Raw genomic sequence first — 12,730 nt, forward strand, 5'->3', positions numbered from 1 at the left:
GCCGCCCCGGCTTCTTGCCGGGATGATAGATGCCGGAGACCCGGAAAGCCCGTGCATTTGGTGAAGGAGCGGTGCCTGGGCGTCGTGATCAGCTTTTACCCGCGGATCGAACCCGTCCTTTGTTTTCCTCGCCGTAAATCCGGTCTATGACATCATATGCAGGTGATTCCCCGCCAGAATTCGGGTGCAACGCTTTCAAGCCAATAGGATCCAACGGATATCCGCTTCCATGACTGTGCGTTTCGTCCGGCCTTTTTCGGTTGCAGCCTATCTTTCCCGTTATCTCGGTCTTGCGGCGCTTGCGCTGTTTCTCATTGCCGCGGGCATACATCGGTTCGGACCGTTGACGACGCCCGACCTTGTCGGGCTGCTCATCATTGCCGCCGGAATCGCTCTCGCGGCCGTGCTTCTGGCGCTGGTCGGCCTTGAGCGGCTGTGGACCAGGGGCGCGCGCGGCGGGCTTTCGGCGCTGGCCGCCTTGCTTCTGTCGGCCCTGCCGCTTGGCGTGGCCGGATACGGCGCCTTTCTTTATTGGCAGCAGCCGAAGATTTACGACATTTCCACCGATCTGACCGACGTGCCGGAATGGCTGGTGACACCCACGGCCAACCAGCAATGGCTGGCAAGGCCCGCCACCGTTGCGAAAGAGGACCGGGACGCGCAGGCGATTGCCTATGCCAGCCTCGCCGGCCGCCGTTATGAGGGGGCGATCGACCGCATCTACACCGCCGCCAAAAAAATGGCGGTTGCGCAGAATATCCGCATCGCCCATACCAAGGGCGTCATTGGTGCCGAGGAAGCGCCCGCAATCGGCATTCCCGAGCAGGACAAGACGACGCCCGCCGAAGAGGGGCCGGTGGAAGACCTGCCCTCCATCGTGCCGGTGCCCACGGCGCGGCCGAGTGACGCGCCGCAGCCCACCTTCTTTAACGGCAGCGGCGTGGTGCTGATGCAGGGTGAGACCCGCACGCGCATCTGGGGCCTGCGTTTCGATATTCTCATCCGGCTGAAAGAAGAGGCGGAAACCACCATCGTCGATGTCCGAGTCGCCTCCCGCTACGGCCCGCACGATCTCGGCATGGGTGCTGCGATCGCGGAAGCCTATCTCGACGCGCTGGATGCGGAAATGCAGGGGCTGAACGACAACTGAAGCCAGAAGGCAAAGTTACACGTCGGCCGGATGGATCGCGACCTCACCGCCTGTTTCTTCTCCCCGAGGGGGAGAAGGTGGCCCGAAGGGTCGGATGAGGGGGGAGCCCTCTCCGTAAATCGTGAATCTCGCCCTCTCATCCCGCTGCCGCGGACTTCTCCCCGGCGGGGAGAAGAAACAGATGGCACCCGCTCATGCTCCAGCGAAAAGGGGCGGCGGGCACGAAAGCATGTTGCGAACTCGCTGGTTAAAATCCCGTCACGCCGGAAAATACTCACCCGAGAGCGAAGGCGCGCCATCCGTCCGCACCTCACCCTTTTCGATCAGATCCTCGATATGCGCGAGTACCGAAAGTGCGGCCGCGCCATGCAGGCGCTTGTCGGTGCTGGCATAGATCACCTTCACCATGTCGGCGATAAGCCGGTCGCCTTCGCGGATACGTTTCAGAACCGCCTTTTCGCGCATGCGGCGGTGAGCGCGAAGCCCGCGCATGAAAGCGGCGGGATCGGTGACCGGGCCGCCATGGCCGGGCAGGAACAGCCGGTCGTCACGGGTGAGCAACCGCTCCAGCGAGGCCATGTAATCGCTCATCGCCCCATCCGGCGGCGCGACGATGGTGGTGGCCCAGGCCATGACGTGATCGGCGGAAAAGACGATGCCGCTGCCATCGAGCGCAAAGGCGGCATGGTTGGCGGTGTGTCCCGGTGTATGCAGGGCGGTCAGCGCCCAGCCGTCACCGGAAAGGCTCTGCCCGTCGCCAAGTGCGATATCGGGTACAAAAGCCATGTCGGAGCTTTCGGCAAAGGGATTGGTCTCACCCGCATGCAGCGGCCGGGCGGCGCGGTGCGGGCCTTCCGCCACCGTCAGCGCCCCGGTCGCCTCCTTCAGCCGCCGGGCGAGCGGCGAGTGATCGCGGTGGGTATGGCTGACGAAGATATGGGTGACCTCGCGGCCCTTCAGCGCCGCCATCAGCGCCTGAAAATGCGCTTCATCCTCCGGGCCGGGATCGATGACGGCGACGGAACGGTCGCCGACGATATAGGAGTTGGTGCCATGAAAAGTGAAGGCGGACGGATTGTTGACGGTGAGGCGCTGGATCAGCGGGGCGACAGGAACCGCCTCGCCATAAGCCGGCTGAAAATCGAGATCGAATGCCGGGTCCGCCATCAAGACCTCCTGAATGAATGCCATGCCGCCAGTGCCGGCGCCGCCCGCCGCACAATCGCCAAGCCCTATCACGCCGTCTGCGGCGCGGCACCCAAAAAGCTTGGATTTTGTGAAAAAAACGGCCGCCGGGTCATTGCCGCGCCGGTCCGGCTTTGCTAATCAGGCGCGGTTCAGGCAGCGGCGTTTCGCCTTCGCTGCCCTGTTGGGGCGTCGCCAAGCGGTAAGGCACCGGTTTTTGGTACCGGCATTCCCAGGTTCGAATCCTGGCGCCCCAGCCAAATTTTCTTACCGCAGTTAAATAAAAGACTTAGACGTAGATGCGTACCTCACTATGTACTCGTTTGCCGCAAGATTTGAACTCTTTCGACCACCTATGTTGCGTGAGTGATAGTCGCCCATGTTCTGCCAAGCAGTTAGCGGCGTCATCATCGGAAGTGAGGAAGCTGGAAGCGCGCCGCAACCTCATTGATAAATGGTTATTGCCCGAACTATCGAACAGTGACCTTGATACTATCGGCTGTGGATACCTGTGCGTCGCGAATATTATCGCAATATTCGTAGGATATAGTGTGCGTCTTGTGCCTTGCCTTTTGGGGATTTAATTGAATGAAGACGACTTTACTTCTCTGTGCAGCAGCGATTGCATTGGCTGGCTGCCAGACTCCGGCACCACAATCCGTTTTGGATTCGCAACGTCCACCGTCCAGACCGATTAAACGTGACTATGTGGACGCCATGCGCGGAACTATCAAACCCGGTTATTTCACAAAAGCCCAGATTTCGAGCGTAGTGCTGCTCGATCCTAAAAGGCAGATTTACGCTTACTGCACGCGTACAGCGGAACGTTCCAACCCCGATTGGTCGTATATTGGCGTAGCCGTGTACCAGAATTTGAGCGTGGACGCCTCAAAGAATGACTACCGCTGCCGTGACAAGCGGTTGCGTTACTATGATTTTCCTGAGTTGCTGAACATGAAGTCCTGATAGAGCCGGGCAGGCGGCGCACAGCTCGTCTTCCGCGCCGCCCATCTTCACTCCCGTGCTGGAGACCATGCAAGGAAATTTCAGGAGAAGTTCGGGGTCTCAGCGAAAGACAGCAGAAGCCACAGGCGTCACCTCGTAACGCTCCAACGGTATCTGAAGGTGACCTGACGTCATCCGATGATGATCGGCTTACCACTCCACGCTATAACCCAGGATACCATTAAGCGCGAAAACCTGTCCTCCGTCATTCTCGGGTCAAGCCCGAGGATGAGTGCGGGAAAGGCGTGCATCAACAAAAAACGCCGCGTATCCAGAGACACGCGGCGTCCAATCCTAAATCTCGCGACGATGCCTTAAAGCGCGATATCCGGCACCTTCTTCACCGGCGCACCCGCAGGCGCCGCACCGCGGCCCTTCAGTGCCTCAAGGTCGATCTGCGGCGGGGTGGGCAGCTGCAGGTGTTCGGCCGTGTAGGCCCATTCCTCACGTACCTTTTCCGGGTCGTCATTGAGCTTGGTGCCGTAGCTCGGCACGATCTGGCGGATCTTGGCCTGCCATTCCGGTGTCGCCACCTTGTCCTTGAACACCTTTTCCAGGACGCTCAGCATGATCGGGGCTGCGGTGGAAGCACCCGGCGAAGCGCCGAGCAGGCCGGCGATGCTGCCGTCCTGTGCGGAGACGACTTCCGTGCCGAGCCGCAGCACGCCGCCCTTTTCCTCGTCGCGCTTGATGATCTGCACACGCTGGCCAGCCTGCCACAGGCGCCATTCGCCCTGCTTGGCATTCGGGAAATATTCCTGCAGCGCGGCAAAACGGTCGTCATCCGACATCATCAGCTGGCCGGCGAGATATTCCACCAGCGGATATTCATCGATGCCCACCCGCACCATCGGCCAGGCATTGCTGGTCGTGACGGAGGAGACGAGATCGAAATAGGAGCCTTCCTTCAGGAACTTGGTGGAGAAGGTGGCGAAAGGTCCGAACAGGATGACGCGCTTGCCACCCAGCACGCGGGTGTCGAGATGCGGAACCGACATGGGCGGTGAGCCGACCGAAGCCTTGCCATAGGCCTTGGCCAGATGCTGCATCGTCACATCGGGGTTTTCGTTGATGAGGAACGAGCCGCCCACGGGGAAGCCGGCATAATCATCGGCTTCCGGGATGCCGGACATCTGCAGCAGATGCAGTGCGCCGCCGCCGGCGCCGATGAACACGAATTTCGCATCCACCACCTGTTCGGCATCGGTCTTGGTGTTGGTATAGGTCACGCGCCAGCTGCCATCGGCATTGCGCTGGATATCGGAAACCTCGCTATTGACCTGAAGGTCGAAATTCTGGTCGCCCTGCAGATGTGAGACGAATTGCCGGGTGATTTCGCCGAATTCCATGTCGGTGCCGAGCGGCGACCAGGTCGCGCCGATCTTCTGGGAAGGATCGCGGCCTTCCATCATCAGCGGCACCCACTTCTTGATCTGCTCGGGATCGGTGGAATATTCCATGCCGGCGAAAAGCGGGCTGGCCTTGAGCGCCTGATAGCGCTTTTCCAGATAGGCGACGTTCTCGTCACCCCAGACGAAGCTCATATGCGGCGTGTGGTTGATGAAGGAGCGCGGGTTCTTCAAGACGCCGTTGCGCACCTGCCAGGCCCAGAACTGCCGGGAAATCTGGAAGGATTCGTTGATGTTGACGGCCTGGGTGATCTTGATGTTGCCGTTGTCGTCTTCCGGCGTGTAGTTGAGTTCGGCGAGCGCCGAGTGGCCGGTGCCGGCATTGTTCCAGCCATTCGAGCTTTCAAGCGCCACGCCATCCAGCCGCTCCAGCATCTGCATCGACCAGGTGGGTTCGAGTTCGCGCAGCCACACACCGAGCGTCGCGCTCATGATGCCGCCGCCGATCAAAAGCACATCGACCTTCTTGGCGGTCGTGCTGGCGAGAAGCGGAGAGGAGGGCAGCGCTGCTGCGGCAATCCCGGCAAGCGCGCCACCCAGAACCTGACGGCGGTTCATGGGAAACGCGTGGGAAAGGGAAGTGTCCTGGGAAAGATCAGTGAGCTGGGATTTGTCTTGATCGATGGGAGTCACGGCCATACCTGATTCTTGTTTTGTGTTAAAAACACTCCTCCCAACCGCCCCGTTATAGCAAAGCGCAAAGCGGCACAACCCGGAGCAATTCACTCCAGTTCAAGCGCTTTTGCATGGGTTTTGCCGGGACATATGGTCGCAACGGCGAATTTTATGGTTTTGCCAATCGTCATTTTTGTGACTGTGAAGATTAGCTGAGGCTTTCAAACGGTTGAAATGCCTCTCCCGGCCGGATATCGCGGAAAGGCCCTCTGACGCCGTTTGCTGGGCGTCGTGGACCGCAGGGTGCCTGCCTTACGCAAAATTTTTTTCAGAAAAATGACGATAATCCCGAAAAAGTGAAAAGGCCCGCCGGTTCGGGCGGGCCCTGCCTGTTCGGTTTTGGGCCAAAGGCTCAGTTTGCGGCGAGGAATTCCGCGCAGTAGCTGGGACCGTTGACGCCGGGGCGGTCGGAGACCGTGCGCACCGAGGTGATCGTATAGTTGCTGGAAACGGTCAGTTGCACCGTGCAGGAGAGCGAGGCGGTGCGGGCGGGCGAAATCTGCCGGCCCTTCTTGCCGTCCTTGCCTTCTTCGAACCTGGCCGGAACGGTGGCCTTCTTGTAGCCGCCGCGCCAGTTATAGATGGTCGAGCTGCCGGATTCCGTGTCGCTCAGCGGCGGGCCGAATTTTGCGAAGAAAATGCCTGCCGACTGGCCGACCCACCGCGTTTCAACGGGGCTCTTCTGGGTGAAGGAGGGAGTGGAACCGCCCGTGGAGGTGGTGCAGGCCGAGAGCGCAATGGCAAACGCTGCGAGCGTTACGCTGCGAAATAGCATGGTGAAATGTCCTTTGTGCCGTGTCCGGCATCCCGCCGGTCATTCCGTTCCCCTAGCAGATTTGGCGGCGGCGGGCAGGGGAGGTATGCGGCCCGATGAAAATTTCCTGCCACAATTGCTTTTTTGTAACGTTTTGCAGCCTTGCGCCCCGTGTTGCGGGCGACTGGCGGTGCTGTTTCACCCGAGGCGAAAAACTTGTCATAAAAAATGCAATAAGCCGCTTGTCGAATGCCGGAGGCTGGTCTATAGAAGCGCCGCTGGTCACGGAGTGTAGCGCAGTCTGGTAGCGCACCACGTTCGGGACGTGGGGGTCGGAGGTTCGAATCCTCTCACTCCGACCAGCTTGAAGCCCAATAGATACAGCGGCTTGCAACTGATCCCGATATTTCCTGAAAATCCCCAAATAAAAGTCTTGTACCGAAACCGGACCGGTTTGGAGCGTATTCGCCGCTCTTGTCTGAAAATCCGGGCGCGGGTGCGAATAAGTGCCTTCAAATTCCCGCTCTTCAATCGGTGCCTGATTTGGGATGCGGTGGTGCCACCTTTGGGGCTTTTGTTGCCATAACCGCCTGCCTGAACGAAAGAGGCCCGTCGCTCCGCCAAGCGCCAGGCCTCAATGTCGCGGCCTTGTTTCAGGGGACGCGCGACACGCGTCGTCTTAGAATCGCCAATCCTGATCCACAACCTAAGAAGTTACCCGTCACCGCCATTGGCCCTGAATTTCAAGGGCATCGTGATGATCAACTTATCGCGATCAAAAAAGAGGCCCGCTGTTTTTACAAACAACGAGCCTCTGTTGGGCCGCTTGGCGGAGCGACCACGTGCAAATTCGCCTTTTGCGCATGAACGTCAAATGAACAAACGGCTTCTTCCGATGCCGAGAAACAACCCGTAAAAATCAGGGGCGTCATGGATCGGAAAGCCGCCTCCGCCGTTATCCAACCATAACAACGATGGAGGATAGCATGCTGAAGGGTATCGCATTGTGGGCTATGGGCGTTCCGATCTTCGTGATCATTTTGCTTTATATGTTTGTATTTTAAGCTGGTTCGGGGCTCTCGAACAAAAAATGCGACCGCTTGACGGTCGCTTTTTGTTGCCTGCATACGCGTCTGTCAGTCGAGGTCGCCGATCAGTCGCGAGGCTGTCGCCGCATCCGTGCGGCGGATGTCGATCTCGTCGCGGTGTTTGGCCAGCAGTTCGCTCGCCAGCAGCTTTTCAGCAAGGCCCGCGGGCAGCGAGAGGATGACCCTGTCGCCCTTTTCTTCCGTCGCACCCGTGCTGCGTTTGCCGGCGATCATGCCGCCCGCAACCGTGTTGTTGGTGTCGGGATCGATCAGGATGAAGGAGCCGGTCGCCCGGTTCTGTTCATAGGGATCGAAGATCGCCGTCTCATCGAAGGAAAGCCGCACCTTGCCGATGGCATTCATCGGCAGCGAGGTTTCATGCGCCTGCCATTCGCCTTCCTTCAGGTTCAGCTGGCTGACAGGCTGCACGCTGACACGCTGGCGGCGGCTGCCGCTTTTCAGCCAGTAGCGCTTGCCTGCCTCGATGCCGCCAGGCTGCAACGCCACGATCTGGGCGTCGAAGGCAAGGCCGGTCTGCGGCTGCGCCTCGATGGAAACGATCATGTCGCCGCGTGACACATCCACCTGACGGTCGAGGACGAGCGTGACCGCATCGCCCGCGACGGCGGCGTTGCGCACCAGATCGAAGGTGACGATCTGCTTGACGTTCGCGACCATGCCGGAAGGCAGGACGACGACGCTGTCGCCCGGCTTTACCGAACCGCCGGCAACCGTGCCCTGATAACCGCGGAAGCTTTCACCGGGGCGCGAGACACGCTGCACCGGCAGGCGGAAGCCGCCGGACTGCGCGGAGCGCACGGTGGCAAGCTCCAGCGTTTCCACCAGCGTCGGGCCTTCATACCAGGGCATGGAGGCCTTGCCTGATAGCACGACATTTTCGCCCTTCAGCGCCGACATCGGAATGGCGGTGATCTGCTTGATGCCGAGATTGGAGGCGAAATCGCGGAACTCATGGGCGATCAGTTCGAAACCGGCCTTGTCATAGTTGGTCAGGTCGATCTTGTTGACGGCCAGCACGAATTGCCGGATGCCCATCAACGCCGCAATGGTGGCGTGACGGCGTGTCTGTTCCAGAATGCCGGTGCGCGCATCGACGAGCAACACGGCGAGATCGGCGGTGGAAGCGCCGGTCGCCATGTTGCGGGTATATTGTTCATGACCGGGGGTGTCGGCCACGATGAAGGCGCGCCGGTCGGTGGCGAAATAACGATAGGCGACATCGATGGTGATGCCCTGTTCGCGCTCCGCCTGCAAACCATCCAGCAGCAGCGCGAAATCGGGCAGGCCGAGATCGTTCTGCTTGCCGCTGTCGCGGTGCAGGGTTGCGGCCTGATCTTCCTTGACGGCTTTGGTGTCCCAGAGAAGACGGCCGATCAGGGTGGATTTGCCATCATCCACGCTGCCGCAGGTGATGAGGCGCAGCGGACGCGTATCGCGCGTTGCCTTCGAATGTTCGGCAAAGGGCAGAATGGTGGCGGAAGAGGGGGGATTGATGGCGGCAGCACTCATCAGAAATACCCCTCGCGCTTCTTCTTCTCCATCGAGCCGGACTGGTCGCGGTCAATCGCGCGGCCCTGCCGTTCGGAAACGGTGGCGATTTCGAGTTCCGCGATGACGTCCTGAAGCGTCGCCGCCTCGGAACGGATGGCGCCGGTCAGCGGGAAGCAGCCGAGCGTGCGGAAGCGGATCGAGCCGTGCTTGATCTCTTCGCCGGGCAGCAGCTCCAGCCGCTCGTCTTCGGCAAGGATCATCATGCCGTCGCGTTCGACATATGGGCGCTCGGCCGCGTAATAGAGCGGCACCAGCGGAATGTTTTCCGCCTCGATGTAACGCCAGATATCCACTTCGGTCCAGTTGGAGAGCGGAAAAGCGCGCACGCTTTCACCCTTGCGGACCATGCCGTTATAGATGTTCCACAGTTCCGGGCGCTGGTTGCGCGGGTCCCATTTATGATCGGGCGTGCGGAAGGAGTAGATGCGTTCCTTGGCGCGGCTCGCTTCCTCGTCGCGCCGTGCACCGCCGAAGGCCGCATCGAACTGGCCGGCATCCAGCGCCTGCCGCAATGCCTCGGTCTTCATGATGTCGGTGTAGAGCGCCGATCCATGTGAGAAGGGGGTGACGTTTTCCGACGCGCCACGCGGGTTGGTGTAGGAAATCAGGTCGAGATCGTATTCCTTGACGATATTGTCGCGGAATTCGATCATTTCCTTGAACTTCCAGCCGGTATTGACATGCAGCAGCGGGAAGGGAATGCGACCGGGGAAAAACGCCTTGCGCGCCAGGTGCAGCAGCACGGACGAATCCTTGCCGATGGAATAGAGCATCACGGGCTTGTCGAATTCGGCGGCGACTTCGCGGAAGATGTGAATGGCTTCGTTTTCAAGCGCCTTCAGATGGGGGTCGAGCGGCGGCTTGGATGCGACAGTATTCTTGCTGTCCGTCTCGTGGACTGCGTTGGACATTGTGAACTCCGGGAGATGTACTGAAAGATTATCGTTGCGGGATGGCGGAAACGGCGGATGTCTGCTCCGCACCGGCGACGTGAAGACCGCATTCGCGCTTCTCGTCGTTTTCCCACCACCATCGTCCGGCGCGCTCAGGCTCGCCGGGCTTGATGGCGCGCGTACACGGCTCGCAGCCGATGGAGGGATAACCGCGCTGATGCAACGGGTTGACGGGGATGTTTTCCTTGGCGACATGCTCGCGGATGAGGTCGATATCCCAGTCAGCCAGGGGATTGATCTTGATGAAATTGCGATCCGCATCGAACTCGGCGAACGGCGTCGTGGCACGATTGCCGGACTGGCCGCGACGAAGGCCGGTGATCCAGAAGGCGGCGCCATCAAGCGCCTTGCCGAGCGGGATCAGCTTTCTGACATGACAGCAGGCGTGACGGGCTTCGACGCTTTCGTAAAAGCCGTTCAGGCCGTATTTTTCGGCATAGGCGTCGATATCGTCCTGCTCCGGCCGGAAGCGGCGGATTTCGATGCCGAAACGCTCTTCGGTTTCATCGATGAGATCGACGGTTTCCTTGAACAGCCGGCCGGTCTCCAGCGTCACGACATCGATCGGCAACCGATGCGTGCCGATGGCGGCGGTGATGACCTGATCCTCGATGCCGAGGCTGGTGGTGAAGACGGCGCGCCCGCCAAGGCCGGCGATAAACGAAAGCCGACCCGCCAGATCGAGCCCGGCAAGCGTGGCGTCGAGGGAGGCGGCATCGGCAGAGGCATTTGCTGAATTGATCGTCATTGTCACGTCCGGGATTTCCATGGCCGATTATTGTTGAAATCCGGCCTATGGAACAGAAATGACAGTCTTTGTGCGCTGCACTTGAGAGCAAAAATGCCTCTCGCGCGCGTGGTATGAGCAAAAGATACCCGTTCACCTTCTTCGCAGCTTGGATTTGAATTGTGACAACTTCTGCGCTAAGCCGGAATTGCCGGGTTTCCGGGCTTGTGGTCTACTGGTTTTACGATGATTTCGCAGAAGGCAAAATACGCGCTGAGGGCGCTCCTTTCGCTGGCCAAGGCCGACGGTGCCTGTCCTGTGCAGATTTCCGACATTGCCCGCGAACAGGCCATTCCGAAAAAGTTTCTGGAACAGATCCTTCTCGAAATGAAGAAGGAACGCCTTGTCGAAAGCCGGCGTGGCAAGCAGGGCGGTTATCTGCTGGCGCGCCCGGCTGCGGATATCACCTTCGGCGAGGTGCTGCGCCTCATCGACGGGCCGCTTGCCCCCTTGCCCTGCCTGTCGCAGACCGCCTATCGCCGCTGCGAGGATTGCGACGGTGAAAAGCAGTGCGAAATCCGCCACGTCTTTGCCCGCGTGGCCGATGCGACGCGCAACATCCTTTTCAACACCACCATCGCCGATGCCGTGGCCGGTGTCGAAGTGCCCGAGCTTTTGACGGCCTAGCACCACACCATCCGCGACCTCCACCCACGAACTCCACCGTCATCCTCGGGCTTGACCCGAGGATCCATGGTCAGGCTGGGTTGTGGATCCTCGGGTCAAGCCCGAGGATGACCGGGGGAGAGGGCATACCGGCCTGTCGGCACATGGTCCTGCAACTTGTGACACGAGTTTCGCAGTGGTGGATGCTCAAACAACGAAACAGGCGGCAGAGCCCTTAGCTGTCGCCCTTCTGCGTCCCTCAAACGAAAAAATCGTCTAAAACCCCATAATATTTTTCGCCATCGCGGCAAAAAATCGGCAAAAATGTGAAACGGTTTTGCATTCAGCAAAGTTTTACACGACGCTTGTTGCGCCTTTCGCTTATGCTGCGCTGTATTTGTTGCCCGGGAAAACGCTCTCGGGAAACACTTTTTCGATCGTATTCGGCCTCATTGACCAACTCTACTCAACCGGTAGAGTTAAGCCATCGCAATCAGGAGGGAATACCGATGTCCAAGCTTCTGTCCGGTTTGAGCGTTGTTGCGCTTAGCCTCTCACTGGCACTTGGCGGCGCTGGCTCGGCCGCCGCGCAGACCAAGCTGCTCAACGTGTCCTACGATCCGACCCGTGAGCTCTACAAGGATTTCAACGAGGCCTTCGCCAAGAAGTGGAAGGCCGACACCGGCGAGGATATCACCATCCAGCAGTCGCATGGCGGCTCCGGCAAGCAGGCGCGCTCGGTCATCGACGGTCTGGAAGCGGATGTGGTGACGCTGGCGCTGCAGAGCGACATTGACGCCATCGTCGAAAATTCCGGCAAGATCAACAAGGACTGGCGCACCCGCCTGCCGCACAATTCGTCGCCTTACACCTCGACCATCGTTTTCCTGGTGCGCAAGGGCAACCCCAAGGGCATCCATAATTGGGGCGATCTGGTGAAGGGCGATATCCAGATCGTCACACCGAACCCGAAAACATCCGGCGGTGCCCGCTGGAACTATCTTGCTGCCTGGGCCTGGGCCAATGAAGAATTCAAGGGCGATCAGGAGAAGATCAAGGCCTATGTCGGCGATCTCTACAAGCGCGCCCCGGTTCTCGATACCGGCGCCCGCGGCTCCACGGTGACCTTCGCCCAGCGCCAGATCGGCGATGTGCTGCTGGCCTGGGAAAACGAAGCCTATCTCGCCGGCCAGGAATTCGGCGCTGATGCCTTCGATATCGTCGTGCCGCCGATCTCGATCCTTGCCGAACCGCCGGTCGCCGTGGTTGACGCCAATGTCGACGCCAAGGGCACCCGCAAGGCGGCGGAAGCCTATCTGCAATATCTCTATTCCGACGAAGGACAGAATATTGCGGCCAAGCACTTCTACCGTCCGTCCAACCCCGCCGTTGTCTCCAAGGACCTGCTGAAGCAGCTGCCTGACATCAAGCTCGTCACCATCGATGATCCGATCTTCGGTGGTTGGGCCAAGGCGCAGCCTGAACATTTTGGCGATGGCGGCATCTTCGACCAGATTTACAAGCCCGCAAAGTAAGCGGATGATGG

The 12,730-nt window shown here is 59.8% G+C and carries 11 protein-coding genes and 2 tRNA genes; 7 read left to right on the top strand and 6 right to left on the bottom strand.

Annotated elements, in window-relative coordinates; all coding sequences use genetic code 11:
* The first annotated feature begins 229 nt into the window (after positions 1-229).
* A complete protein-coding gene (locus tag N434_RS09405; protein ID WP_110757362.1) occupies positions 230-1,150 on the top strand; it encodes a DUF1499 domain-containing protein in 921 nt (306 codons plus the stop codon).
* 258 nt (positions 1,151-1,408) lie between these two features.
* Here the strand turns inward: N434_RS09405 and N434_RS09410 are convergent, their stop codons facing one another.
* The gene (locus N434_RS09410) at positions 1,409-2,317 is read right to left on the bottom strand and encodes an MBL fold metallo-hydrolase (RefSeq protein ID WP_065116150.1); all 909 of its coding nucleotides are present in this window, start codon (positions 2,315-2,317) and stop codon (positions 1,409-1,411) included.
* Between the two features lie 203 nt (positions 2,318-2,520).
* On the opposite strand from N434_RS09410, the gene N434_RS09415 reads away from it, so the two are divergent.
* Positions 2,521-2,595, top strand: a tRNA-Gln gene (locus tag N434_RS09415).
* A gap of 328 nt (positions 2,596-2,923) precedes the next feature.
* Complete coding sequence (locus tag N434_RS09420; RefSeq protein WP_110757364.1) at positions 2,924-3,301, top strand: hypothetical protein; 378 nt, start codon at positions 2,924-2,926, stop codon at positions 3,299-3,301.
* A gap of 353 nt (positions 3,302-3,654) precedes the next feature.
* Here N434_RS09420 and mqo read toward each other — a convergent pair whose 3' ends face one another.
* Entirely contained in the window at positions 3,655-5,388 is a 1,734-nt protein-coding gene (gene mqo / locus N434_RS09425) for a malate dehydrogenase (quinone) (RefSeq protein ID WP_181423924.1), read from the bottom strand.
* Positions 5,389-5,776: 388 nt separating this feature from the next.
* Positions 5,777-6,199 carry a hypothetical protein gene (locus N434_RS09430; RefSeq protein WP_065115080.1) on the bottom strand — a complete coding sequence of 141 codons (423 nt, stop codon included), beginning with the start codon at positions 6,197-6,199 and terminating at the stop codon, positions 5,777-5,779.
* 264 nt (positions 6,200-6,463) lie between these two features.
* On the opposite strand from N434_RS09430, the gene N434_RS09435 reads away from it, so the two are divergent.
* Together N434_RS09435 and N434_RS25750 are read left to right on the top strand one after the other, a co-directional pair.
* Positions 6,464-6,540: transfer RNA gene (locus tag N434_RS09435), tRNA-Pro, on the top strand.
* 112 nt (positions 6,541-6,652) lie between these two features.
* Positions 6,653-7,045 (top strand): hypothetical protein, encoded by a 393-nt coding sequence (locus N434_RS25750; protein ID WP_181423925.1) that lies wholly within the window; start codon positions 6,653-6,655, stop codon positions 7,043-7,045.
* Positions 7,046-7,314: 269 nt separating this feature from the next.
* On the opposite strand, the gene cysN is transcribed toward N434_RS25750, so the two are convergent.
* From cysN to N434_RS09455, 3 genes are read right to left on the bottom strand one after another with little or no spacing between them, the layout of a single operon-like run.
* A complete protein-coding gene (cysN, locus tag N434_RS09445; protein ID WP_110757366.1) occupies positions 7,315-8,796 on the bottom strand; it encodes a sulfate adenylyltransferase subunit CysN in 1,482 nt (493 codons plus the stop codon).
* Positions 8,796-9,749: a sulfate adenylyltransferase subunit CysD gene (cysD, locus tag N434_RS09450; protein WP_065115082.1), complete on the bottom strand. Its 954-nt coding sequence runs from the start codon at positions 9,747-9,749 to the stop codon at positions 8,796-8,798. The genes cysN and cysD overlap by 1 nt, the downstream gene beginning before the upstream one ends.
* Positions 9,750-9,777: 28 nt before the next feature.
* Entirely contained in the window at positions 9,778-10,560 is a 783-nt protein-coding gene (locus N434_RS09455) for a phosphoadenylyl-sulfate reductase (RefSeq protein ID WP_181423926.1), read from the bottom strand.
* Between the two features lie 204 nt (positions 10,561-10,764).
* Between N434_RS09455 and N434_RS09460 the strand changes: the two genes are divergently transcribed.
* Together N434_RS09460 and N434_RS09465 are read left to right on the top strand one after the other, a co-directional pair.
* Positions 10,765-11,205, top strand: a complete 441-nt coding sequence (locus N434_RS09460) for an RrF2 family transcriptional regulator (RefSeq protein WP_003520468.1) — start codon at positions 10,765-10,767, stop codon at positions 11,203-11,205.
* 488 nt (positions 11,206-11,693) lie between these two features.
* The gene (locus N434_RS09465) at positions 11,694-12,719 is read left to right on the top strand and encodes a sulfate ABC transporter substrate-binding protein (RefSeq protein WP_065115084.1); all 1,026 of its coding nucleotides are present in this window, start codon (positions 11,694-11,696) and stop codon (positions 12,717-12,719) included.
* The last annotated feature ends 11 nt before the right edge of the window (positions 12,720-12,730 follow it).

It is taken from the genome of Rhizobium sp. UGM030330-04, from assembly GCF_003208455.1.
Taxonomy (GTDB): domain Bacteria; phylum Pseudomonadota; class Alphaproteobacteria; order Rhizobiales; family Rhizobiaceae; genus Agrobacterium; species Agrobacterium rhizogenes_A.

Coding starts and splice junctions, on each gene's coding strand:
- cysN (WP_110757366.1), bottom strand. CDS start 8,796: ATGAGTGCTGCCGCCATCAATCCCCCCTCTTCCGCCACCATTCTGCCC.
- N434_RS09420 (WP_110757364.1), top strand. CDS start 2,924: ATGAAGACGACTTTACTTCTCTGTGCAGCAGCGATTGCATTGGCTGGC.
- N434_RS09410 (WP_065116150.1), bottom strand. CDS start 2,317: ATGGCGGACCCGGCATTCGATCTCGATTTTCAGCCGGCTTATGGCGAG.
- N434_RS09460 (WP_003520468.1), top strand. CDS start 10,765: ATGATTTCGCAGAAGGCAAAATACGCGCTGAGGGCGCTCCTTTCGCTG.
- N434_RS09405 (WP_110757362.1), top strand. CDS start 230: ATGACTGTGCGTTTCGTCCGGCCTTTTTCGGTTGCAGCCTATCTTTCC.
- cysD (WP_065115082.1), bottom strand. CDS start 9,749: ATGTCCAACGCAGTCCACGAGACGGACAGCAAGAATACTGTCGCATCC.
- mqo (WP_181423924.1), bottom strand. CDS start 5,388: ATGGCCGTGACTCCCATCGATCAAGACAAATCCCAGCTCACTGATCTT.
- N434_RS09455 (WP_181423926.1), bottom strand. CDS start 10,560: ATGGAAATCCCGGACGTGACAATGACGATCAATTCAGCAAATGCCTCT.
- N434_RS09465 (WP_065115084.1), top strand. CDS start 11,694: ATGTCCAAGCTTCTGTCCGGTTTGAGCGTTGTTGCGCTTAGCCTCTCA.
- N434_RS09430 (WP_065115080.1), bottom strand. CDS start 6,199: ATGCTATTTCGCAGCGTAACGCTCGCAGCGTTTGCCATTGCGCTCTCG.